This is a genomic window from Anoxybacillus sp. B2M1 (genome assembly GCF_001634265.1).
Taxonomy (GTDB): Bacteria; Bacillota; Bacilli; order Bacillales; family Anoxybacillaceae; genus Anoxybacteroides; species Anoxybacteroides rupiense.
The window spans coordinates 3780713-3804040 of the sequence record NZ_CP015435.1 but is presented as its reverse complement, the minus strand read 5'-3'; the positions used below and the strand labels follow the sequence as shown (position 1 = coordinate 3804040).

23 protein-coding genes are annotated in these 23328 nt (G+C 42.8%); 2 read left to right on the top strand and 21 right to left on the bottom strand.

Translation table 11 applies throughout. From position 1 onward, the window contains the following. Positions 1-55: 55 nt before the first annotated feature. The 3 genes from bcd to GFC28_RS18465 all read right to left on the bottom strand — a co-directional run bounded on the left by bcd (position 56) and on the right by GFC28_RS18465 (position 4335). Positions 56-1159 carry a branched-chain amino acid dehydrogenase gene (gene bcd / locus GFC28_RS18475; protein WP_044744460.1) on the bottom strand — a complete coding sequence of 368 codons (1104 nt, stop codon included), beginning with the start codon at positions 1157-1159 and terminating at the stop codon, positions 56-58. Between the two features lie 34 nt (positions 1160-1193). After that, positions 1194-2099, bottom strand: a complete 906-nt coding sequence (gene yqiS / locus GFC28_RS18470; RefSeq protein ID WP_044744683.1) for a phosphate butyryltransferase — start codon at positions 2097-2099, stop codon at positions 1194-1196. Positions 2100-2268: 169 nt separating this feature from the next. After that, on the bottom strand, positions 2269-4335 hold the full coding sequence (locus GFC28_RS18465; RefSeq protein ID WP_044744461.1) for a sigma 54-interacting transcriptional regulator: 2067 nt from the start codon (positions 4333-4335) through the stop codon (positions 2269-2271). Between the two features lie 135 nt (positions 4336-4470). Between GFC28_RS18465 and GFC28_RS18460 the strand changes: the two genes are divergently transcribed. Beyond that, entirely contained in the window at positions 4471-4707 is a 237-nt protein-coding gene (locus GFC28_RS18460; protein WP_044744462.1) for a DUF2627 domain-containing protein, read from the top strand. 20 nt (positions 4708-4727) lie between these two features. Here the strand turns inward: GFC28_RS18460 and GFC28_RS18455 are convergent, their stop codons facing one another. Next, positions 4728-5447, bottom strand: coding sequence for a glycerophosphodiester phosphodiesterase (locus GFC28_RS18455; protein ID WP_044744463.1), 720 nt, complete (start codon positions 5445-5447; stop codon positions 4728-4730). Between the two features lie 230 nt (positions 5448-5677). Between GFC28_RS18455 and GFC28_RS19080 the strand changes: the two genes are divergently transcribed. After that, on the top strand, positions 5678-5827 hold the full coding sequence (locus tag GFC28_RS19080) for a YycC family protein (protein ID WP_082063733.1): 150 nt from the start codon (positions 5678-5680) through the stop codon (positions 5825-5827). Positions 5828-6115: 288 nt separating this feature from the next. Here the strand turns inward: GFC28_RS19080 and GFC28_RS18450 are convergent, their stop codons facing one another. The 17 genes from GFC28_RS18450 to GFC28_RS18370 all read right to left on the bottom strand — a co-directional run bounded on the left by GFC28_RS18450 (position 6116) and on the right by GFC28_RS18370 (position 23327). Beyond that, the gene (locus tag GFC28_RS18450) at positions 6116-7018 is read right to left on the bottom strand and encodes an NAD(P)/FAD-dependent oxidoreductase (protein ID WP_044744464.1); all 903 of its coding nucleotides are present in this window, start codon (positions 7016-7018) and stop codon (positions 6116-6118) included. 73 nt (positions 7019-7091) lie between these two features. Continuing rightward, on the bottom strand, positions 7092-7532 hold the full coding sequence (locus GFC28_RS18445) for an Rrf2 family transcriptional regulator (protein WP_044744465.1): 441 nt from the start codon (positions 7530-7532) through the stop codon (positions 7092-7094). Between the two features lie 368 nt (positions 7533-7900). Then, entirely contained in the window at positions 7901-8680 is a 780-nt protein-coding gene (gene spo0A / locus GFC28_RS18440) for a sporulation transcription factor Spo0A (RefSeq protein WP_044744466.1), read from the bottom strand. A 267-nt stretch (positions 8681-8947) separates the two neighbouring features. After that, a complete protein-coding gene (gene spoIVB, locus GFC28_RS18435; RefSeq protein ID WP_044744467.1) occupies positions 8948-10234 on the bottom strand; it encodes a SpoIVB peptidase in 1287 nt (428 codons plus the stop codon). 125 nt (positions 10235-10359) lie between these two features. Further along, positions 10360-12081, bottom strand: a complete 1722-nt coding sequence (gene recN, locus GFC28_RS18430) for a DNA repair protein RecN (RefSeq protein WP_044744468.1) — start codon at positions 12079-12081, stop codon at positions 10360-10362. Positions 12082-12098: 17 nt separating this feature from the next. Then, the gene (gene ahrC / locus GFC28_RS18425) at positions 12099-12548 is read right to left on the bottom strand and encodes a transcriptional regulator AhrC/ArgR (protein WP_044744684.1); all 450 of its coding nucleotides are present in this window, start codon (positions 12546-12548) and stop codon (positions 12099-12101) included. A 55-nt stretch (positions 12549-12603) separates the two neighbouring features. After that, entirely contained in the window at positions 12604-13446 is an 843-nt protein-coding gene (locus GFC28_RS18420; protein ID WP_044744469.1) for a TlyA family RNA methyltransferase, read from the bottom strand. Positions 13447-13449: 3 nt separating this feature from the next. Beyond that, positions 13450-15342 carry a 1-deoxy-D-xylulose-5-phosphate synthase gene (gene dxs / locus GFC28_RS18415; RefSeq protein WP_044744470.1) on the bottom strand — a complete coding sequence of 631 codons (1893 nt, stop codon included), beginning with the start codon at positions 15340-15342 and terminating at the stop codon, positions 13450-13452. 224 nt (positions 15343-15566) lie between these two features. Continuing rightward, a complete protein-coding gene (locus GFC28_RS18410) occupies positions 15567-16442 on the bottom strand; it encodes a polyprenyl synthetase family protein (protein ID WP_044744685.1) in 876 nt (291 codons plus the stop codon). Positions 16443-16448: 6 nt separating this feature from the next. Further along, positions 16449-16679: an exodeoxyribonuclease VII small subunit gene (locus GFC28_RS18405; protein WP_044744471.1), complete on the bottom strand. Its 231-nt coding sequence runs from the start codon at positions 16677-16679 to the stop codon at positions 16449-16451. Further along, positions 16672-18015, bottom strand: coding sequence for an exodeoxyribonuclease VII large subunit (xseA, locus tag GFC28_RS18400; protein ID WP_172798701.1), 1344 nt, complete (start codon positions 18013-18015; stop codon positions 16672-16674). The genes GFC28_RS18405 and xseA overlap by 8 nt, the downstream gene beginning before the upstream one ends. Positions 18016-18038: 23 nt before the next feature. Next, complete coding sequence (gene folD, locus GFC28_RS18395) at positions 18039-18905, bottom strand: bifunctional methylenetetrahydrofolate dehydrogenase/methenyltetrahydrofolate cyclohydrolase FolD (protein ID WP_044744473.1); 867 nt, start codon at positions 18903-18905, stop codon at positions 18039-18041. 365 nt (positions 18906-19270) lie between these two features. Beyond that, the gene (gene nusB / locus GFC28_RS18390; protein WP_044744474.1) at positions 19271-19678 is read right to left on the bottom strand and encodes a transcription antitermination factor NusB; all 408 of its coding nucleotides are present in this window, start codon (positions 19676-19678) and stop codon (positions 19271-19273) included. Between the two features lie 220 nt (positions 19679-19898). After that, positions 19899-20300 (bottom strand): Asp23/Gls24 family envelope stress response protein, encoded by a 402-nt coding sequence (locus GFC28_RS18385; protein WP_044744475.1) that lies wholly within the window; start codon positions 20298-20300, stop codon positions 19899-19901. Positions 20301-20314: 14 nt separating this feature from the next. After that, complete coding sequence (gene accC / locus GFC28_RS18380) at positions 20315-21670, bottom strand: acetyl-CoA carboxylase biotin carboxylase subunit (protein ID WP_044744476.1); 1356 nt, start codon at positions 21668-21670, stop codon at positions 20315-20317. A 14-nt stretch (positions 21671-21684) separates the two neighbouring features. Then, on the bottom strand, positions 21685-22194 hold the full coding sequence (gene accB, locus GFC28_RS18375; RefSeq protein ID WP_044744477.1) for an acetyl-CoA carboxylase biotin carboxyl carrier protein: 510 nt from the start codon (positions 22192-22194) through the stop codon (positions 21685-21687). A gap of 548 nt (positions 22195-22742) precedes the next feature. Continuing rightward, positions 22743-23327 (bottom strand): SpoIIIAH-like family protein, encoded by a 585-nt coding sequence (locus tag GFC28_RS18370; RefSeq protein WP_044744686.1) that lies wholly within the window; start codon positions 23325-23327, stop codon positions 22743-22745. Between the last annotated feature and the right edge of the window lies 1 nt (position 23328).

Here is a 23328-nt window from a genome sequence, read left to right as displayed (position 1 = left end):
CCTCCTTTTTACAGTGAAAGCGAGAATATCCATTCCCGCTTTCACCGATTATTGTTTAGCGACCGCGACGACGGCTTAAAATGTGATGGCCGTTTTGTAAAAATTGGCTGCGAGATTTACGCATTGTTTCAATTCTCTCTTCTGCCAAGCGGTCTGCCGCTTTATAGGATGGAATGTTGTCACGTTTAGCGATTTCAAATACTTTTTCAATATTGTTGTAAATTTGCTCTACTCGCTTCATTGCGCGTTCACGGTTGTATCCGTATAACTCATCCGCCACGTTGATAACGCCACCTGCGTTGATGACGTAGTCAGGAGCATAAACGATACCCATTTCATGGATGATATCGCCGTGTTTGGCATCACGAAGCTGGTTGTTAGCTGCTCCTGCAATCACTTTTGCTTTTAATTGCGGAATCGTTTGATCATTGATAACACCGCCAAGTGCACAAGGTGCAAAAATGTCGCAATCTACGCCGTAGATCTCGTTAGGGTCGACGGCTTTTGCTCCAAACTCTTCCACAACACGTTGTACCGCTTCTTTGTTAATATCTGTCACGATTAATTTCGCACCTTCTTCATGAAGATGGCGGCATAGGTTGTAAGCTACGTTACCAACACCTTGAACAGCAATGGTTTTTCCTTCTAGAGAGTCGCTTCCAAAAGCTTCTTTTGCTGCTGCTTTCATACCGCGATAAACGCCATAAGCGGTAACAGGAGATGGGTTACCTGAAGAACCAAACGCAGGCGAAATTCCTGTTACGTAATCCGTTTCTTCATAAATAATGTCCATATCAGCCACTGTTGTACCAACGTCTTCCGCTGTGATATAGCGGCCGTTTAAACCCTGAATGAAGCGGCCAAATGCACGGAACATCGCTTCGTTTTTATCTTTGCGAGGGTCGCCGATAATCACCGTTTTTCCACCGCCAAGATTAAGGCCAGCAGCTGCGTTTTTGTATGTCATACCGCGAGCAAGACGAAGCGCATCTTCAATCGCAGCCTCTTCTGATTCATACATCCACATGCGAGTTCCGCCAAGTGCTGGACCAAGCGTTGTATCGTGAATCGCAATAATCGCTTTTAATCCTGATTCTTTGTCTTGGCAAAATAATAGTTGTTCATAGTCATAATTTTCCATATATTTGAAGATTTCCATGTGATTTTCCTCCCCTATTTCTTTCATTTATCATTTATTTAGATGCGGAGCAAACCGCAAGTGCTAACGAATAAAGCTTGCTTTCAGCCGAATCGGCGCGTGATGTCAAGACAATCGGCGCTTTCGCCCCTGCAATCACAGCCCCTACCTTCGCATTGGCAAAATAAACCAGCGATTTATATAAGATGTTTCCAGCTTCAATATCAGGAACGAGTAAAATATCAGCGTTTCCTGCAACCTCGCTGACGATTCCCTTATGCTCAGCAGCAGCTGGAGATACTGCATTGTCAAGCGCGAGCGGCCCGTCAACGATGCATCCTTTGATTTGACCGCGGTCATTCATCATCGAAAGCGCGGCTGCATCAATAGTGGCCGACATAGCTGGATTGACGACCTCAACCGCCGCAAGTGGAGCGACCTTTGGCTTCTCAATCCCAATCGATTTCGCAACAGAAACGGCATTGGCAATGATTTGCGCCTTTTGCTCTAAATCAGGTGCAATATTCATCGCTGCATCTGTGACGATGATATATCTATCATAATGTGGCACTTCAAACACGGCCACGTGGGATAATACACTTCCTGTTCGCAATCCGTATTCTTTATTTAACACGGCTTTTAAAATGGTCGCTGTCGGAATATTTCCTTTCATTAATACATTCGCTTCATTCAAGCGAACCGACTTAACAGCAAGCTCGGCTGCTTGAGCGACGGAATGAGCGTGAACAATTTGGATTTTTCCCTCTTTCTCATAATCCTTGTTCTTCTGCTTAAGCAGCTGCGAAATACGTTCGCGATCTCCATATAAAACAAATTTTCCGAATTGATGATCTAAGGCCATCGTAACGGCTTCAATCACCTCTTCGTCTTCCGCTGCGGCAACCGCAACAGTCATATCGGAATATTGGGTTGCTTGGTCAACTAGTGATTGTAGCTTCATTTCATGCATCCAACCCCTTTTTTCTTTATCATTTTGTCCGCTTTTTATTATATGCAAAAACTGTGCCAAATAAAAAAACATAAACGAATGAAAGAAAAGCGAGAAAAATGACGAAAAATCGTTGAAAACGCTTTATTATCTTTTTGCATTTTTTTTCACACCATGCAATTTATTGCGTGTATTTTTTTGCAAGGTCGTATTTTTCCAGCTTATAGTATAAGCTGCGAATCGAAATTCCCAGCGCTTTGGCTGTGGCTGTTTTATTCCCTTGATGTTCAAGCAAGGCTGCTTCAATTAATTGAGCCTCATATTTTTCAAGCATTTCATCAAGCGGACCGATGCTGCTTGCAAAGGTGGGTTCTTCAGCTAACGCCTTATTCTGCGGCATTTGCAGCGGTGGAATATGGTGAACATCAATAAGCACTTCATTGAATTTCATAAAAATCATGGCCCGGCCCAATACATTTTCCAGCTCGCGAACATTGCCCGGCCAATCATAGGATAAAAGATAGCGAATCGCTTCCTCCGTCAAGCCCTCGACATTTCTGCCATAATCCTGATTCAGCTTATGGATTAAATGTCGGCATAAAGCAACAATATCCTGCTTTCTTGCGCGAAGCGGCGGAATATGGATCGGCATACGGCTGAGGCGATAGTATAAATCTTCGCGAAATGTTCCTTCAGCAATTGCCTTTTCCAGATTGACGTTTGTCGCGGCAATCACCCGCACATTAATAGGAATGGGCTTTGTGCCGCCAACACGGACAATTTCTCTTTCTTGCAAAACGCGAAGTAGCTTGGCCTGAGTATTAGCAGAAAGCTCGCCGATTTCATCAAGAAAAATGCTTCCATTATTCGCTTCTTCAAACAACCCTCTTTTCCCGCCACGCTTCGCACCGGAAAAAGCGCCTTCTTCATATCCGAATAGTTCGCTCTCCAATAGTGTTTCAGAAATGGCCGCACAATTCACGCGGATAAATTTGTTATATTTTCTATCGCTGGCATTATGAATGGCGTGGGCAAACAGCTCTTTTCCCGTTCCTGATTCGCCGCGCAGCAAGATGGTAACAGGGGTTTTCGCAGCTAATTTTGCTTGTTCAATGGCCACCATCATTTCTTCCGATGTACCGATGATATCATCAAACGAATACTTCGCTTCCAGCGTGCGGATAATTTGCCGTGCTCGGTTTAATTCGTTAGTCAGACGCTGAATTTCTGAGACGTCGTGAATAATGCCGACGCTTCCTTTTAACATGCCATCGACAATAATTGGAGCGACATTCACGATCACATCACGGCTTTTTGGTCCTACCTTCATGCGCACTCCACGAACAGGACGCCGTGTTTTCAACACTTGCATATGCATGCTTTCCCCTTCAGAAATATCAGCTGTCGCTGGTTTTCCGATCACTTCCTCCTCAGATAGGCCGGTAATGCGCGTATAGGCAGGGTTAATCAAAATGCCTTTTCCGTGCTCATCCACCACTGAAATGGCTTCTTCAGAAGAATGAATAATCGCTTCCAGCATCATGCGGATGTCCTTTAAATTAGTTACTTCTTCAGCAAGTTTCATCACTTCTGTCACATCTTTAAAAACCGCCAGCGCGCCAAACAATCTCCCTGATTCATCGATCATCGGAATGCGTGTCGTGATGATTTTTCGGCCGTTTTCAAGCTCTTGTTCTTGATGAATTTCCGTTTTTCTCGTTTTTAATATGCGAGGCAGCTGGCTGGTCGGAATCACTTCTAAAACATGCTTTCCAATCACTTGCTGCTTATCGACTTTGATCATAGCGGCAGCGCTGTCATTCATGTGTGTAATATAAGCAAATTCATCCACTACAATCATTCCATCATGGGTGGAGTTAAGGATTAAATCAAGACGTGCTGTTTCGCTTTTCAAAGTCGAAATCAACGCCTCTTTTTCTTCGACAAGCTCGGCAATCACATAGGCGACCTCTCCAGGAATCACAAGTGTATTTTTTTTTCGTTTTTGACTGATCTCCGCAAACACATCCTTTTCACCAGTTGCTTCCACCACAATATCAATGTCGTCAGTTAAAAACGGACGCCAGTCGTTTCCTGTACGAATATTCATTCTTTTCGCCAATTCTAATCCAGGCGCCTTGTCATCGCGATCAATAACGGCTACGATCTCAACAATCGCTGTTTCCTGAAATATTTTCAATAAAGCAGTGCCACCTTTGCTGGCTCCTACAATCAATGCTTTTTTCATTTGCTTCACCTTTAAACTATGCAATTTTTTGCAGACAATTTTATCATATCATTAATGAATATTTCTTGACAAATATAATCAAATCGTTATGATTTTTTCATGAACCCATTTTCTATAGGAAAGGATTCTGCTCGTATGCAACGAATCATTGCCCTTGTGATTTTATTGATCCCTGGCTTTTTAGCTGCTTTAGGAATTAAATGGATGCGCGATACCTTATTTGGCATCCTACATCCTCCCATTCCTGCTCTTTGGCTGCAATTTTTGGGCGGTTTTGTTTTATTTGCGCTTGGCTTAGGGTTTGTTGGCGGTTTTATTCTTCATCGTGATCGAAAACGCAATAAAGTGCAGCCCCGTTTCCAAAAAAAATGACCTGAACGATACTGTTCAGGTCATTTTTTGACTTGTTTTGCTTTCAGTGGGTAATCAGTAAAAATAGCATCTACTCGATGTTCAAACATTTGTTTCATCAGCCGTTCATGGTTGATCGTAAACGGCCTTACCGCAATCTGGTTGGCATGGGCTTTCTGAACAAATAATGGAGACAGCGTGCGGTAATAAGGATGCAAGCCGCTCGCGCCAAGAAGCCGAGCATATTGCCAAGGTTGATAGAGCGGCTCCATATAAAGCAGGGCAGTTGCGATATCCGGCGCCATTTGATGACAACGTGCCATGCTGTTATGATTAAATGAAGATAAAATGACACGGGATTCTAATCGATAATATTTGATCATCTCGATCACTTTTTCTTCCAGCTTATGATAAGCAATCAATCCGTTTTTTAATTCAATATTCAATAATAACGAAGTGGGCGAAATCCATTCAAGTACTTCCTCAAGCAACGGAATTCGGCAGACTCCGTACTGATTGGCAAATTTATAAACCGCATTAAACGCTTGAAGCTCTTGATACGTAAAGTCCTTTATCCAGCCCGTCCCATCTGTTGTTCGATCAATCGTTTCATCGTGAATGACCACAAGCTTCCCATCCTTCGTCATTTGCACATCTAATTCAATCCCGTCAGCTCCTACGCGTTCCGCTTCATAAAATGAAATCATCGTATTTTCGGGGTGCGTGCCAGCCGATCCGCGATGAGCAAAAATTTTGGTCATACTCCTGCCCCTTTCCCAAGCAATCGAAAACATAGTAAAATTATATGCAAGAGCGCGAGGGTTGATTATCCATTCTTTGAACGGCAACCGGCTTTTCCATGTGCCGCAGCGGCGGAAAAGCGAAAAGCTTTTTTCACAGCTAGCCATCTCCTTTTACTAAGCGAATCAACGCTCTTCATGCATAAATGAAAATGCTGCTCTTTTCCAAATAAACAGAGAGGTGATTCAATATGCGTCCACATCAAATTTCGCTAGAAACCGCACAAAAGCTAGCAAAAGCGCTTGGCATCCCAATCGAGCAAGTGATGCATATGCCCCAGCATATTTTAATCCAAAAGCTTATAGAAATCGAAAAAGCGGACAAAAAAGAAGAAAGGTAGCCTAATTTTTTAGGACTGCCTTTTTCTACAGCTCTCGCTAAATGTGATTGCATGTCTCTACAATCAGCGTTGAGTGGTAGCACCGTTTGAATCGTTTAAAACCAGGCTCTCACAAGCGATATTAACTGATACAAAGGAGAAAGCCGATAATCGCATTCGGTTTACGTCACTTTTGTAACAAGAGTAAATTTATTATCTATTCTAATTGGATCAATGCCTCGCTGTCACTTGTGAACCACAAAATCATTGTTTCATCGTTGAATTAACCATTTATTCAAAGGGCAGATTTCATTTGAATTCTTCCATTGTCAAATCACTATTTACCCCCATGGCAGCACACGTTCCTTGAGCAGCAGCGATTACTAACTGTGAAGGCCCGACTACAGATACATCCCCAGCGGCATATACCCCCTCTACATTACTCCTGCCTAAAACGTCAACAATCACTCGACCATTTTTATTCACTTCACATCCTAACGATTTAGCAAGGTCATTAGGTTGCTCGAGATCAGTTGTAACAAAGCCACCTGATCGATTAATTTCTGTACCGTCCTCAAAAACCACCTTTTCTAATTTTCCATCTGAACCACTTAACTTTAATATTGGCTCCTTCTTAATAATAATACCCTTTCTTTTAAGTACTTGCTCTTCTATTTCTGAGATTATTTTATTGCCGTTCGTACAAACAACTAAATCTTTACTCCATTGATAAACCATCTTTGCCATATGGAAAGCATTGTTGTTTTCAGAGATTAGCACTAAAGGTTGTTCTCTTAATTCCCAACCATCGCAATAAGGACAACTGAATATGCTCTTCCCATAATAATCCCTAATCCCATTCACATTGGGGAGGCTTTCTTTAAGACCCGTTGCAATAATCATTTTTTTACTTAAATATGGCTTACCATGGGTTATTAGTTTGAATATAGAACCTTTCTCTCTTTTTACTTCTACAATTTTGCATTTTTTTATTTGGACAGATGGATATTTACTGATATCTTGATGAGCCAATTTTCTGAACTCTCTTGGAGTAACACCGTCTCTAGTAATAAATCCATGTGATTTCTGAGTAACGGCATTTCTCGGTTGATCATCGTCAAAAAGGATCACTTTTCTTCCAGCTCTGCCTAACACAAGAGCGGCGCTCAATCCTGCAGGGCCACCACCTATTATTGCGCAATCTAAAATCATTTTCCCACCTCATTTAGTTTTAAATTTATTAGAGATATTAAAGATATTTAAAATCTATAATTAATCAAAAAAATTAATTTACTACAGAACGGATACGATTCACAATATTCTTATCTACTTTTTGTAATATATGCTCAATCGTTTGAGATCTTAGATAATCTTCCATTTTTTGTTCAGCTTCATTCATTACTTTCTCAATAAAGCAATTTTGTCTATCATGTATAGTATGATCTAAACCGCAATTAAACAATGAGGTCGTTCCCTCAATCGCATGAATGATATCTAAAAACGTTATATCTTTGGCATCTTTAATTAATTGATATCCGCCGTTAACTCCCGTGCCCGACTCGATAAATCCAGATTTAACTAATTTAGTTAAAACCTTAGAAAGGTACGTAGGCGACACTTTTTGAGCTTCAGCTAAAGGCTTTACACCTATTGTTTTTCCTGGTGGTAACAAAGCTAAATAAACAATGGTATGGAGAGCATAATTAGTTGCCTTGGAATACTTCACTTTCTCACCTCCTAATTAAAGACTTCATGAATCTATAATATCCTTAATACTTCAGATAAGTCAACCCTTTACCCTCATAAGCAAATTTGTTTCCTGGCAGTGGTCCCTTCTTTTTACCGGTTTCCTACAACATTTGTCCAAAGGTTTGGCACGATAAATGTTTAGCTTCACAATGCAATATGAAATTGTCTAACTGGATAATAAAATCGGACAAAATAAAAACACCCCTTACTACCGTTCTTTTTCCGGTAAATAAGAGGCGTTTCTTTTTCGTATACATACGCACAAACATTTATTGGCTTCGTCCCGATATTTATCGGTAACTAAAATGTATGTTCGAAATCACCCAAACGTTGATATTATTGCCTTTAACTCGCCTTATGCTCCAGTCTCAGCTTATCCGCCACCATCGCAATAAATTCCGAGTTGGTTGGTTTCGCTTTCGACATGCTGACGGTGTAGCCGAACAGCGAGGAAATCGACTCGATGTTACCGCGGCTCCAAGCGACCTCAATCGCATGGCGAATCGCCCGCTCGACGCGACTGGCGGTTGTATTATATTTTTTTGCAATGTCTGGATAAAGCACTTTCGTAATCGAACCAAGCAATTCGATATCATTATATACCATCGAAATCGCTTCACGGAGATATAAGTATCCTTTAATGTGAGCCGGTACACCGATTTCATGAATAATGCTCGTAATGCTTGCATCTAGATTTTTTGGCTTGCTTTCACGCACTTGATAAGAGGACACCGCTTTTTTCACAAGAGGAGTCGTTTTTCCATGCACTTGACGAATGTGATGAACTAAATTTTCCATATCAAACGGCTTTAAAATAAAATAAGAAGCGCCTAAATCAACGGCTTTTTTGGTTACATCCTCTTGACCAAAAGCGGTCAGCATAATGACATTTGGCTGTTTTTCCCGCTTCATGCGCATCTTCTCAAGAACAGCCAATCCGTCCAAATGAGGCATAATAATATCGAGTAGCAATATATCCGCTTGCTTTTCTTCAAGCATATGTAAGCAGTCTTGGCCATTATAAGCTGCGCCAACGACCTCCATGTCATCTTGATTGGAAATATATTCTTCTAATAAGCTTACTAATTCGCGATTATCATCCGCAATACACACTTTAATCTTCAAGAAAATCTTCCTCCCCGCTTCCAATTCATCATTTTTTCTTCCTTAAAATTCATTCGACAGCGTCAGCAAAAATCCTTTATTTTTTCAAAAATAAGTATCTTTTTAAAATTCATCAATAACCGTTCCATTTCGACGCAGAACCCCTCATTTCTTTGTCGAAAAATCTTCGTATTTTTATTTTAACGAATCGTTCAACAAATATCTATGCAAACAACAAAAAAATATTGACTTTTTTTTGCCTTTTTTCAAACAAAAAGCGAGCATTTGTCAGCTCGCTTTTTGTTTGGATCCATATATATCAATTCCCGCCTCATTCAACATCCATTCAATGTGCACGCCGTATCCTGACGTTGGATCATTTACAAACACATGTGTGACTGCTCCGATTAGCTTCCCATCCTGAATAATAGGACTGCCGCTCATTCCTTGCACAATTCCTCCCGTTTTCTTCAGTAGCCGAGGGTCAGTGACACGGATGACAAGTCCTTTTGTTGCCGGGAACTTTTGCGGAACTGAATTGACGATTTCAACGTCAAACGCCTCCACTCGGTCGTTTTCAATCACCGTCAGCATTTTTGCTGGCCCTTTTTTTACTTGGCTCGACAAAGCCACTGGCATTGGTTTATCATACAATTCATTTGGCACTGATTTCGATAATTTTCCAAAAATCCCAAAAGGACTGTTTGTTGTGATATTCCCAATAATTTCTTTATCTTTGGAAAATCTTGCGAGCTTTTCACCCGGATTTCCGCTGCTTCCTTTCTCAATCGAGGTGACTGTCGACTTCATAATTTGTCCATTTTGAACGATAATCGGTTTTTTTGTATCCATATCTGAGATCACGTGTCCAAGTGCTCCGTACTTCTTGGAAATGGGGTCAAAAAAGGTCATCGTTCCGATACCAGCAGCCGAATCACGGATATATAAGCCGATGCGATAAGCGTGGTCATGCTTGTCTTTTAATGGGGTTAGTTTCGTCGCTATCGAACGTTGATCGCGAATAAGCTGCAAGTCCAATGGCTGTCCTGTTTTCCCTGACTTTTCAATAAAAGGAGAGAGGTCGCTCATATTTTCGATTTTTTTCCCATTGACACTTGTAATCATATCTCCAACTTGGATTCCAGCCAATTCTCCCGGTGATTTTTTTCCGCTTTCTGTATCAACAAGGTGATAGCCGACCACAAGAACTCCTAGTGTATTTAATTTCACACCGATCGATTGTCCTCCAGGAATCACTTTCAAGCTTGGGAGCGCTTTAACGTCAATCTGCTTAATGGGCACTCCTCCCATATTTAACACTACCTTCTCTTCATCAGGCTGCTTCGCCTCAACGGTAAGGGTATCGTCTGCTTTCTCAAGCTCAATGGAATGAGAAGCGTCTTTCACCTCTGCATGAACAGGAAGAGCAGAAGCGAATGTTGCTTTTTCTCCTTCAAACATCACCATTTGCTTTGGAATGCGTAAATACTCCCTTACCGGCTTCGATGTACTGATTAATACGAATGAAACAAGGAGAAAGATCCCCATCATTTTTCTTATTGTTTCTGCGTTCAAACCTTTTCACTCTCCTCGCTCCCACCTACACCTTCAAAATGTGACTACAATCTTAATTTTGCCTTAATCCTCATAAATATAATCGTTTTTGCTAATAAAAAAAGCTACCCATAATGGATAGCCTTTCATCCTTTGATTTTTGCTGCTAATTCAAGCAGCTCTTTCGCATGTTCCTTTGTCAGCTCTGTAATTTCCACCCCAGAAATCATTCGGCCAATTTCTTTAATTTTTTCATCTTCTGTAAGTGCTTTGACCGATGTTTTGGTTCGATTTCCGTCTGTTTCCTTAGAAATGAGCAAATGCGTATCCGCCATCGCTGCGACTTGCGGCAAGTGGGAGATGCAAAGCACCTGTGAGCCGACAGACACACGATAAATTTTTTCAGCAATCGCCTGCGCCACGCGTCCGCTCACTCCCGTATCCACTTCATCAAAAATGATCGATGTAACGCCTTGATGCTTAGAAAAAATACTCTTTAAGGCCAGCATGATGCGAGACAGTTCGCCTCCTGAAGCGACTTTAGCGAGAGGTTTTAACGGCTCGCCAACGTTTGTTGAAATATAAAATTCGGCGACATCAACACCGTCCTCTTGAAATTTGACAGGCACGCCATCAATTAACGGAGCATCAAGCAAGCCCTCCCGTTTGCTAAAAACAATATCGAACTGCGTCTTTTCCATATACAAATCTTTGAGTTCTTGATAAATGTGCTGAACCAGCGTTTGGGCATGCTTCATTCGCACAGCGGTAACATTTTTCGCCTCAATCAGTAAATCTTCTGTTACAGATTGCAGTTCTTTTTGAAGCTGATGAATATGCGTATCGCGATTTTGGATCGTATCAAGCTCTTGGGCAATTTTTTCTGCATATTGCAAAATATCGGCGACTGTCTGTCCATATTTTCGTTTTAAATGATTAATTTCATTCAGGCGTCCTTCAATAAAATCAAGGCGGTTCGGATCATATTCCAACTGCTCTAATTGATCGCGCAATTTATAAGCCATTTCTTCGAGTAAATAATAGCTGTTGGCGATCGTTTCATGCATTTCTCTCAAGCCGGCATCAATGTGAGCAACGTCATCTAAATGGCTCATCGTAAGCCCGATCCAATCAAGCCCGCGCTGTTCTCCATATAGCGCTTCGTAACTATTCTTTAACGCTTCATATATTTTTTGGAAGTTCACAATCTTTACTTTTTCTTCCATTAATTGTTCATCTTCATTTGGCTGCAAGCCGGCTTTTTGAATCTCATCAAGCTGAAATGTGAGCAAATCAAGGCGGTGCGCCATTTGCTGTTCATTTTCATTCAATTTTTGCAGCTGTTTTTTTAACTGTTCATATTTTCGATACACCGCTTGATACTCTTCGAGGGCCGAAGCAATTTCTGCGCCTCCATATTCATCAAGCAACGGCAAATGCCGGCTGGAATCCATTAATTCCTGATGTTCATGCTGCCCATGGATATCGACAAGAGTAGAGCCAATTTCGCGCAAAATTCCCATCGTCACCAATTTGCCATTCACGCGGCAAACGCTTTTTCCGCTTACCGAAATCTCTCGGCGCAGAATGACCATCCCTTCGCTAATATCAATGCCCACTTCTGCACATTTTTGATAGCAGGGATGCGTTTCTTCTTCTAATAAAAACAGTCCTTCAATTTCCGCTTTCTCTTCGCCGTAGCGAACAAATTCAGCGGAACCACGCCCACCAATCAACAAATGGATGGCATCAATAATAATGGACTTTCCGGCTCCTGTCTCCCCTGTCAGCACTGTCAAGCCTTTCTCAAAGGAGATCGACAGAGACTCAATAATGGCAAAATTTTTAATTGATAATTCCGCAAGCACCTTGGAATCACCTCATACTATAGCATGTCTAATAAGCGCTGCGAGATTTTTTCGGTATCCTCTGGAGTACGGCAAATAATCAAGCATGTATCATCACCGCAAATCGTTCCAACAATCTCCGTCCAATCAAGATTATCAAGCAAAGCGCCGATTGCATGAGCGTTTCCAGGCAACGTTTTCATCACAAGCATATGCCCTGCGCCATCAATTTTGACAAACGCATCCATTAAAGCACGCTTTAATTTTTGCAACGGGTTAAAACGCTGATCAGCAGGAAGGCTATATTTATACCGGCCGTTCATCATCGGCACCTTTACAAGCTGCAATTCTTTAATATCGCGTGAAACCGTTGCCTGCGTGACATTAAAGCCAGCCTCCTTCAGCATATCGACTAGCTCATCCTGCGTTTCCACTTCATAATTCGTAATAATTTCGCGAATCTTAATGTGCCTTTGTCCTTTATTCAAGATTAACACCTCACACTTGTCCTCATTTATCGCAAAAACGGGAATAACGCTTTTGTTATTCCCTTTCCTCAGCGCCCGCTTTTAATTCACTATGAGCCTGTTTGACAATGTCAGCTGGCCGCTTCGACAGTTTATTTTTGCCCGCTTCTTGTTCTCCTTCCCAACGAAGGTGAAGCAAAAACTCAATGTTTCCGTCTCCTCCCGTAATCGGAGAGTAGGATAAATCAAGTGCATCATAGCCTTCGCTAAGAGCGAAGTCAATGATGGAAACAAGAACGAGTTCATGGATGCTAGGATCACGGACAATTCCTTTTTTTCCGACATGCTCCTTTCCCGCTTCAAACTGCGGCTTGACAAGAGCGATGACATCGCTTTCTGGAACGAGCACGGTTTTTAATACAGGCAAAATCAGCTTAAGCGAAATAAACGATACATCGATCGTTGCTATTTCTGGAAGCCCTTTAGTAAAATGAGCAGGAGTAACATAGCGGAAATTCGTTCGTTCCATCACGACAACCCTTTCATCCTGCCGAAGCTTCCACGCTAATTGATTATATCCCACATCAAGCGCATATGACATTTTCGCTCCGTTTTGCAACGCGCAGTCCGTAAATCCCCCGGTCGATGCACCGATATCCAAAAGAATTTTATCCTTTACGCTTACATCAAATAGGCGCAACGCTTTTTCAAGCTTTAATCCGCCTCGGCTCACATAGGGCAAAGCATTTCCTTTCACAGTAAGCGGAATGTCGGCAGGCACCTTTTCTCCCGGCTTGTCTAGGCGCATTTCATTAGAATAGACAAGCCCTGCCATAATCGCCCGTTTGGCTTTTTCCCGCGTTTCCATTAATCCTCGTTCAACTAATAACACATCCACACGTTCTTTTTTTCCTTTCATCTCTCATGCCCTTTTTTGTTTTCTCGGTATGATCTTCTTAACGCGATCAACGACATGCGCGGTTGTTAAACCGATTTCCTGAAGCAGTTCTTTCACGCTTCCATGCTCAATAAAGCGATCCGGGATGCCCATGCGCTGGATCATCGCTTGATGGTAGCCGTGATCATGAGCAAACTCCAGCACCGCACTACCAAATCCCCCCATGAGTGCCGCTTCTTCAATCGTTAGCATCGGTATACCACTTTCCAGCAACTCATGCAGCATCGATTCATCCATTGGTTTAATAAACCTTGCATTGACCACTTTGACCGATATATTTTCCTTTGCCAGCTTTTCGGCGGCTTCTAATGCCATCGGAACGGTCGTTCCAAACGTTAAAATGGCAATATCGCGACCTTCGCGCAGCGTTTCCCATGTTCCGATCGGGATGGCATGAAGTTCTTCATCCATCTTTACTCCAAGCCCGTTTCCGCGCGGAAAGCGAAGCGCAATCGGCCCATCATCATATTGAATCGCCGTATAAACCATATGCTGGCCTTCATTTTCATCCTTTGGCATCATCAGCACAAGGTTCGGCACATGCCGCAAAAAGGCAATGTCAAATACTCCCTGGTGCGTTTCCCCATCTGCGCCGACAAGACCGGCACGGTCAATCGCAAAAAACACGTTTAAATTTTGTCTACAGACATCATGGACCACTTGGTCATACGCCCGTTGCAAAAATGTAGAATAAATCGCTAAAAATGGTTTCATGCCTTGTGTAGCCAGTCCTGCTGCCAAAGTGGTCGCATGCTGCTCGGCAATGCCAACATCATACATGCGGTCCGGAAACTCAGCAGCAAAGCCTTCCAGCTTGGAGCCAACAGGCATAGCTGGAGTAATGGCAACAATCCGTTCGTCTGTACGTGCAAGCTTTCTTACTGTTTCGCTTACTAACTTACTCCATGATGGAGCTTGGTCGGCCGACTTTAAAAAGTCCCCTGTTTCAATTTTATAAGGACCTGTTCCATGCCATGTGCCCGTTTTATCGTTTTCCGCTGGCTCATATCCCTTTCCTTTTTTCGTGATGACATGAAGCAAAACCGGACCTTTGATTTTTTTGGCATAATGTAAATTCTCAAACAGATCATCAAAATCATGGCCATTCACTGGTCCAAGATACGTAAAGCCCAACTCTTCAAAAAACACGCCGGAAACAAGCAAATACTTTAAGCTATCCTTTAGACGTTCAGCTGTTGCCGCAATTTTCCCGCCTACAGCTGGAATTTTTTTTAAGAGCATTTCCAGTTCGTCTTTTACCCATTGATATTTTCCTGCTGTGCGCAAGCGACCTAGCACATTATGAAGCGCCCCGACATTCGGAGCAATCGACATTTCATTATCGTTGAGAATGACGATCATATCTTTTTTCTCATGTCCGATATGATTCAATGCTTCAAGTGCCATTCCTCCGGTAAGAGCACCATCGCCAATAATAGGAACAATATATTCATCCGTTCCTTTTAAATCACGGGCAATGGCCATGCCCATCGCCGCAGATAGCGAGGTTGAGCTGTGGCCTGTTTCCCACACATCATGATCGCTTTCACTCCGCTTTGGAAAGCCGCAAAGTCCTTTATATTGCCGCAATGTATCAAATTCATTCGCACGTCCAGTTAAAATTTTATGAACATAAGATTGGTGACCGACATCCCAAATCAGTTTATCTTTCGGGCTGTCAAAGACTTTATGGAGCGCGATTGTTAACTCGACAACCCCAAGATTCGGGCCGATATGTCCACCTGTTTTCGAGAGCTTCTCTACTAGAAATTGACGAATATTCGCGCTCAATTGAATCAGTTCTTCTTTTGACATCGACTTTAAAAAGCGCGGATTAGTAATATTGGTTAGCTCCAAACGAGATCACTCGCTTTCGTTTTATCACTGATATCATACAAAGATTACTTATTATTATACATGATAAATGGTTAAAGAAAAATGTCCCGCTGCGATTTCATCAGACAGGCGAAAAAAGAGCCGCTAACACAAATGTGATAACGGCACGTGGTCTCCATTTTCTTAGTATAACATAATAGCATCAGAATATCGAATCAACCATTTTCAAAATCCGTCCTGAAATGTTAATAGTCACGGGTAGCGACCAAATCGCATATATAGCGCAATATTTCTTCCTGAACACGAGCGGCCTTCAAACAATGCTTCGCTGCTTCTATGTGAAAATACAGCTTTTCTTTTGCACCATCCATCGTTAATAGCGATGGGTACGTGACTTTTTCGTTTTCAATATCGCTTCCGACTTTTTTTCCCATTTTTTCTTCTGTTCCTTCAATATCCAGAATGTCATCGCGAATTTGAAAGGCAAGCCCTAAATGGGAAGCGAACTCGTCAAGCTGTGCAACTTGCGCATCGTCTGCGCCCGCTAACCAAGCGCCAGCTAATACGCTATATTGCAGCATTTTCCCTGTTTTATGACGATGAATGTATTCTAATTGCGAAAGCGACAACGGCTGTCCTTCCCCTTCGATATCGGCCATTTGCCCAGCTACCATTCCTTCTGGCCCCGCTGCTTTAGCCAGTTCAGCGATCAGTTTGAGCTTTACTTCTGCGGACACACGGTTGTCCATGCCAGCAATCAATTGAAATGCGTATGTAAGCAATCCATCTCCTGCCAAAATGGCAGTCGCTTCACCAAACACTTTATGATTCGTTGGTTTCCCTCTGCGCAAATCATCATTATCCATACATGGCAGGTCGTCATGAATAAGGGAATACGTATGAATCATTTCAATGGCACATGCGACAGGGAGTCCGACTTCGCTTTTCTTTCCAAATGCATGCAGCGTTGCGAATAAAAGCAATGGACGAATTCGTTTTCCGCCTGCTTCAAGCGAGTACAACATAGCATCCTTTAGCGTATCCGGGGCATCAAGCCCGGCAATATAGGCGGAAAGCGCTGCGTCGATGCGCTGTTTGTTTTCGTTTAAAAATTGCTCTATCAATCCTTACTCCTCCTCGATCGAAAAAGGCGCCAATTGCCCGTCTTCCCGCAAAATATACTCCATTTGCTTTTCAGCATGCTGCAGCTTGTCATGACACCATTTTGAGAGCCTCATTCCTTCTTGAAAAAACGAAATCGCTTGTTCAAGAGGAACGTTTCCCTCTTCAAGTTTTCCCACAATTTCCTCAAGCTGTTTCATCGCTTCTTCAAACGTTAATTCTTTTTCTTCACTCATCAGAAGCTTCCTCCATTCCCCATACGTGGCAATCAAGCCGTCCATCCTGCAAGCGAACTTGGATCGCATCTCCTGGCTGAATCTGCCGCACGCTCGTCACAAGCTCGTCCTTTTCATTATAGACTAAGCTATAGCCGCGTTCCATAATTTTAAGCGGACTCAATGCCTGCAGCTGTGACAGCAGTGAAGTAAATTGCCACTGTTTTTGCTTTAATAGCGCTTGTATTTCTTTTTCAAGTGACTTTGTCAGCATTCGCTGCTTCTCAGACATTTGCGCTAGCTGTTCTGCCGGATGATAGGTTTCGAGCCTTAAATGAAGCTGCTCAAATCGCTCCTGCTTTCGCTCGAAAAGGCGCTGGGTTTGCCGTTTAAGGCGATCCAAGAAAGAATCGAGCTGCTGCTCTTTTTGCTCATATAGCTTCTTCGGATAGCGGAAGGCATAAGACTTTTGCAAGCGGCTTAACCGATTGGATTCGATGGTGATTTTTTCCTTAACTGCCCGAATCAGCCTTGCTTTTCGTTGGGTTATTCTTTCGGCCAGCTCGGCGACGTGAGGAGCTGCCAATTCAGCCGCTCCAGTAGGTGTCGGCGCACGCAAATCAGCGACAAAGTCAGCGATCGTAAAATCTGTTTCGTGTCCAACTGCGGAAATAATCGGAATGCGAGAAGCAAAAATCGCCCGTGCCACCTGCTCCTCATTAAACGCCCATAGCTCCTCGATCGATCCTCCGCCTCGGCCGACAATTAACACATCCACGTTCCCGAATTCATTCGCTTTTTCAATCGCTTGAACAATTGATCCGGCTGCATGCTCCCCTTGGACAATGGCTGGAAATAAAATGACGGTTCCAAGCGGATAGCGGCGCCGGATCGTTGTGATAATATCGCGAATCGCCGCTCCTGTTGGAGACGTTACCACTCCGATGCAGCGAGGAAATAAGGGGATCGGCTTTTTATGCTCCGGGGCAAATAGCCCTTCTGCTTCCAACTGTTTTTTCAACTGCTCATACGCCAAATATAAATTTCCGATCCCTTCCGGCTGCATCTCTTTCACATAAATTTGATAATTTCCGCTCGGTTCATAGACAGAAATTTCGCCGCGTACAAGCACCTTCATCCCGTTTTCGGGACGAAACGCCAAATAGCGATTATAGCCAGCAAACATAACCGCTTGAATTCTTGCATTTTCATCCTTGAGCGTAAAATACATATGCCCCCGCGAATGGCTCGTAAAATTGGAGATTTCTCCTTTGATCCATAAATCCTGAAGATGCGGATCAACTTCAAACTTTCGTTTAATATATTTTGTCAGCGCTGTAACCGTTACATATTTCATTTCTGCCACAACATCATCCCCGCTTATCGCTGAACTTGCTGATGCCCATATTCGCGTGCCGCTTCAACAGTATTATGGAGAAGCATCGTAATCGTCATCGGTCCGACTCCCTTTGGCACAGGGGTCAAATAGCTTGCCACCTCTTTCACTTCTTCAAAGCGCACATCCCCGCATAATTTGCCATTTTCCAAGCGATTGACGCCGACATCAATAACAATGGCTCCTTCTTTCACATGATCAGCTCCAATCATGTTGGCTCGGCCGACAGCTACAATTAAAATATCAGCTTGACGAGTCATTGCTGCTAAATCCTTTGTTTTAGAATGACAATAGGTAACTGTAGCATGCTCACGCAAAAAGAGTTGCCCAACTGGTTTACCGACAATATTGCTGCGGCCAACCACCACTACATGCTTCCCAGCCATATCGACGCCAAGTGACTGTACCATAAATAAAATGCCGTAAGGAGTGCAAGGAAGAAACGCTTTTTGTCCAATCATCATTCGACCGATATTAATGGGATGGAAGCCATCCACATCCTTTTCCGGGGCAATCGTTTCAATCACGTTCAACTCATCAATATGCGGCGGAAGCGGAAGTTGTACTAAAATACCATGAATGGACGGATCCGCATTCAATTGCTTGATTTGTTCTAATAAAGCGGCTTCGGTAATGGTATCAGGGAATGTAAGTAATATCGAGCGAATCCCGACTTCAGCGCACGCTTTTTGTTTCCCCTTCACATAGGAATGCGAAGCAGGATTATCACCGACAAGAATCACGGCTAGCCCCGGTTCAATTCCTTTGCTTTTCAGCTGTTCTACCTCTTTTGCTAATTGTGCACGCTTTTCTTTCGCTAATTCTGTACCACTAATGATTTGTGCCGTCATCGTTCTAGCTCCCCTTTATTTTATGATAGGTTTTCCGATATCAGTCACTCGTGGTGCTAGTTTGAGCACGACGCTATCCCGACATTTGTCTCCGTGTGAACAGGCGATCATTGATGTTGATAGTCGGGAAAACGCAGCTTTTACATACAGGACACGGACAACAAAAAATCCATTTTATCTGACACCACGAGTATAAGCGGTTAACAAATAAAGCACGATAAAAATCGCCTGATTTCCCTATTTTCTCCCAAAGCGCTTAAGGAAACAGCTGCTGTCTCTAACGGCCCCAATCTTTATTCACGCCAAGCATCAGCCGCTTATTTTTTTCACAATAAAACAGACAGGAGCTGTTTGCGTTCTGCCTCTCATTTTGTCGCTGGCCCGTATAATGCATCCTTTACCTTTGAAAGAACTCCGTTAATAAATCGGCCTGATTTGTCATCCCCAAACTTTTTCGCCAACTCAATGGCTTCGTCCAAAATGACTTTAACAGGCACATCCTCTGTATACTTCATTTCATATGTCGCCATGCGCAAGATCGCTCGATCCACGTTAGCCACTCGTTGAAGCGTCCATTTTTCTAAATGGTCGGATAATAACGCATCAATTTCTGTTTGGTGCTCCATTACCCCGAAAACAAGCTGACGTAAAAACGGATCGGCTTCCTCCTCTTTTTTTATTACATTTTGAATCGCCTCTTCCGGCTCGATATGGCCAACATCAATTTGAAACAAGGCTTGCAATGCTTTTTCTCTCGCTGTATGCCTCTTCATTATGTTCACTCCTTTACAAATAAACGAACGTTATGTGATGATCATACCATATTTTTTCGCTAAACGACACTATAATCCGTACAAATCATTTAGATGACACAAAAAATTATCGCCTTTTCTCCATATCCCGAAAAAGGATCTGTCCATTAAGATACCAAAGTTTCAAAAAAATACAAGGGGGCTCATGAATGATATCATGAAAAGCCCCCTTTTCGCCCTTTTATTGCTCAACCTCTAGTTCTTGCTGCTTCGCTGTTTCAAGCTGAATTCCAACAATGTGAACGTTGATTTCGCTTGTTTCCAGTCCAGTCATATTAAAGAGTGCCTGACGGACATTTTCTTGAATTTTCTTAGCCACATTTGGAATAGAAACGCCGAATTGGACAAGGCAATAAATATCGATCGCGACTCCTTCTTCCTTTACGTCTACCTTCACGCCTTTTCCGTGATTTTTCTTTCCGAACCGCTCAACAACACCAGCTGCAAAATTTCCGCGCATTTGCGCAACTCCTTCAACCTCGTTTGCTGCGATTCCAGCAATGACCTCAATGACCTCTGGAGCAATTTCCACTTTTCCTAAGCTTGCTGCTCCCTGCTCAATGTCAAATACATTTTCTGACATTTACTGCTCCTCCTTTATGATGATTTCATGACATCATACAACTCAAGAAACTTTGTATTAAAATCTCCCTGCACGAATTTTTCGTGCTCTAATAATTTTAAGTGGAATGGAATCGTTGTATGAATGCCTTCAATAACAAATTCACTTAGCGCTCGTTTCATGCGCGCGATCGCTTCTTCTCTTGTAGGAGCATGCACAATCAGTTTGGCGATCATGGAATCATAATAAGGTGGAATCATGTAGCCTGGATATGCCGCGGAATCCACACGAACTCCTAACCCTCCAGGAGGAAGGTACATTTGAATGCGACCTGGAGACGGCATGAAATTTTTCTCAGGATTTTCAGCATTAATGCGGCATTCGATTGCCCAGCCATTAAATGTCACGTCTTCTTGTGTAAGAGAAAGCTTTTCTCCTGATGCTACACGAATTTGTTCTCTAATTAAATCAACTCCTGTAATCAGTTCCGTAACAGGATGTTCCACTTGGATACGCGTGTTCATTTCCATAAAATAGAATTTTTTAGCTTTATGGTCAAAAATGAACTCAACGGTTCCCGCGCCGGTGTAGTTGACCGCTTTGGCTGCTTTTACTGCCGCTTCTCCCATCTGTTCGCGTATGTTTTCGTCAAGAGCTGGAGACGGCGCTTCCTCTACAAGCTTTTGTAAACGGCGCTGAATGGAACAGTCGCGTTCTCCCAAATGAATCACATTGCCGTGAGCATCAGCAAGCACTTGGATTTCGACATGCCGAAAATCCTCAATGTATTTCTCAATATATACACCTGGATTTCCAAACGCAGTGGCGGCTTCTTGTTGCGTGATATTAATTCCCTTTATTAATTCTTGTTCGTTTCTAGCCACGCGAATTCCTTTTCCGCCTCCGCCTGCTGTCGCTTTAATAATAACAGGATAGCCAATTTCATTCGCCAACGCAAGCGCTTCGTCGATACTTTCAATAATTCCTTTTGAACCTGGAACGATTGGGACTCCGGCCTCGCGCATCGTTTCGCGCGCAATATCCTTTATTCCCATTTTTGTAATCGCTTCCGGACTTGGACCAACAAATGTCACATTGCACTCACGGCAAAGCTCAGCAAATGCAGCATTTTCCGCCAAAAAACCATACCCTGGGTGGATCGCATCACTGCCTGTTAGCGTAGCGACACTCATAATATTCGTAAAGTTTAAATAGCTATCTTTAGAAGCTGTTGGTCCAATACAATACGCCTCATCAGCTAATTGGACGTGCAACGCCTCCCGATCCGCTTCGGAAAATACAGCTACCGTTTCAATGCCAAGCTCTTTGCAGGCACGAATGACGCGAACAGCAATTTCGCCTCGGTTCGCTACTAATAATTTTTTGATCATGGCTCGTCCTCTCCCTATTCAGTTTTTACAAGGAATAAAGGCTGTCCATATTCGACGAGCTGCCCGTTTTGCACAAGAATTTCTACAATCTCACCGTTAACTTCTGCCTCAATCTCATTAAATAGCTTCATTGCTTCAATAATGCAGACAACCGTATTTGCCTTTACTTTATCACCCGTCTTCACATATGGCGCTGCATCTGGCGATGGAGCTGCATAGAATGTACCAACCATCGGAGAAGTAATTTTATGTAAATTTTCTGCTTTCACCGCTTCTTGCTTCGGTGCTTCTGCCGACTTTGTCTCCGGAACAGCTGGAGCTGCTTCCACCTGTGGCGCTGCTTCTTTCACAACAGCTACTGGTGCTGGTTCTACGACTGCTGCTTTTGCAACCGCTTCAACCGGGACGCTTCCATTTGGCTTCTTCATATGAACCTTTACTCCATCATGCTCATATAAAAATTCCTCAATACTAGATTGGTCAATAAGTCGAATGATTTCGCGAATTTCTTGAATTTTCAACATTGTTCACACCTCTCGCCCCAAAATAATTTCATATACTACCATCATACGACAGACCTTCCCTCATATTCAACTGTAGAATTTAACTAGGCTGTTTGATTTATTACCTAGTCATATAAACAATTTCTATTATATAGCATAAAAACAATTTTTCCACTGTAAAAATAAAATGTCTCTTCATTTGATATATGAACACTGGTAATACTAGAGATCGCTTGATTCCTCTATATATGTTCCAGATGTGAGTAGGGATAATCGCGACTAACCAACACGAAGTTCTTTATCCCCCACTCATGCCATAAGCATTGAAAGGGGCGATCAGCGAGGATAAGAAAAGCGCAAAGCGTCCGCCAAGGAGAGCTCGAACTAAGCCAAGCTTGATTCTGCGGCGGGCGGGACTCCACGTGTCGCCGCCGCAGTGTGGGGCAGATCCGACTCGAGATGATGGCGCTTGAAGCTAGACAGCAGCTTACTTTTTTTGAAAAGTCTAAATACAAATTCTGCGAGGATAAAAAAACTGGCATCCTTTTGGAAGCCAGCTCTTCGCTTGCTTATTTGACGGGCTGAAACTCGACAGCTATATCCTGCATATCCTTCATCTCGCTTTTTACAAGCTGGATAATTTCATTAGCCGCTTTTGTCGAGCTTTGTTTTGCTTTTACCATTACTCTTACTGTGTCGCCATCAGCACGAACGAGTACGTCTTCGTATCCACCCTTGGATTTAATTAATGTCTCTAATGTTGCCTCTTTATTAGCGATCGTTTGAAGTTGTTGCATTTTTTCATATGCGTCATTCTTTTGCTCCGGTGTTGTGTTTGATGAAGTAACAATGGTATTTAATTGATCTCGCTGGCGGCTGCGTTCATCCTCAATTTGTAAGCGCAATGCCGTAAATACATCGTCATCGCTCGTAGCGCTTGAAGTGACCTTTTCATCCTTTGCCTCCGCTTCATCCACCGCGACATTTGCCTCTTCTTTTGTAGAAGCTGTTTTTTCTGTTTGGTTTGTTTGATTTTGCTCATCCGTAAAAGCAACGCGATCATTCATATCTTTTGGCGCTGTTACGTAATACACCGATAATACGACAACTAAACTCAACATTGTTAATAACCAAACTGTTTGCTTTTTTAACATT

Coding starts and splice junctions, on each gene's coding strand:
- bcd (WP_044744460.1), bottom strand. CDS start 1,159: ATGGAAATCTTCAAATATATGGAAAATTATGACTATGAACAACTATTA.
- yqiS (WP_044744683.1), bottom strand. CDS start 2,099: ATGAAGCTACAATCACTAGTTGACCAAGCAACCCAATATTCCGATATG.
- GFC28_RS18465 (WP_044744461.1), bottom strand. CDS start 4,335: ATGAAAAAAGCATTGATTGTAGGAGCCAGCAAAGGTGGCACTGCTTTA.
- GFC28_RS18460 (WP_044744462.1), top strand. CDS start 4,471: ATGCAACGAATCATTGCCCTTGTGATTTTATTGATCCCTGGCTTTTTA.
- GFC28_RS18455 (WP_044744463.1), bottom strand. CDS start 5,447: ATGACCAAAATTTTTGCTCATCGCGGATCGGCTGGCACGCACCCCGAA.
- GFC28_RS19080 (WP_082063733.1), top strand. CDS start 5,678: ATGCGTCCACATCAAATTTCGCTAGAAACCGCACAAAAGCTAGCAAAA.
- GFC28_RS18450 (WP_044744464.1), bottom strand. CDS start 7,018: ATGATTTTAGATTGCGCAATAATAGGTGGTGGCCCTGCAGGATTGAGC.
- GFC28_RS18420 (WP_044744469.1), bottom strand. CDS start 13,446: ATGAAAGGAAAAAAAGAACGTGTGGATGTGTTATTAGTTGAACGAGGA.
- GFC28_RS18405 (WP_044744471.1), bottom strand. CDS start 16,679: ATGAGTGAAGAAAAAGAATTAACGTTTGAAGAAGCGATGAAACAGCTT.
- xseA (WP_172798701.1), bottom strand. CDS start 18,015: ATGAAATATGTAACGGTTACAGCGCTGACAAAATATATTAAACGAAAG.
- folD (WP_044744473.1), bottom strand. CDS start 18,905: ATGACGGCACAAATCATTAGTGGTACAGAATTAGCGAAAGAAAAGCGT.
- nusB (WP_044744474.1), bottom strand. CDS start 19,678: ATGAAGAGGCATACAGCGAGAGAAAAAGCATTGCAAGCCTTGTTTCAA.
- GFC28_RS18385 (WP_044744475.1), bottom strand. CDS start 20,300: ATGTCAGAAAATGTATTTGACATTGAGCAGGGAGCAGCAAGCTTAGGA.
- accC (WP_044744476.1), bottom strand. CDS start 21,670: ATGATCAAAAAATTATTAGTAGCGAACCGAGGCGAAATTGCTGTTCGC.
- accB (WP_044744477.1), bottom strand. CDS start 22,194: ATGTTGAAAATTCAAGAAATTCGCGAAATCATTCGACTTATTGACCAA.
- GFC28_RS18370 (WP_044744686.1), bottom strand. CDS start 23,327: ATGTTAAAAAAGCAAACAGTTTGGTTATTAACAATGTTGAGTTTAGTT.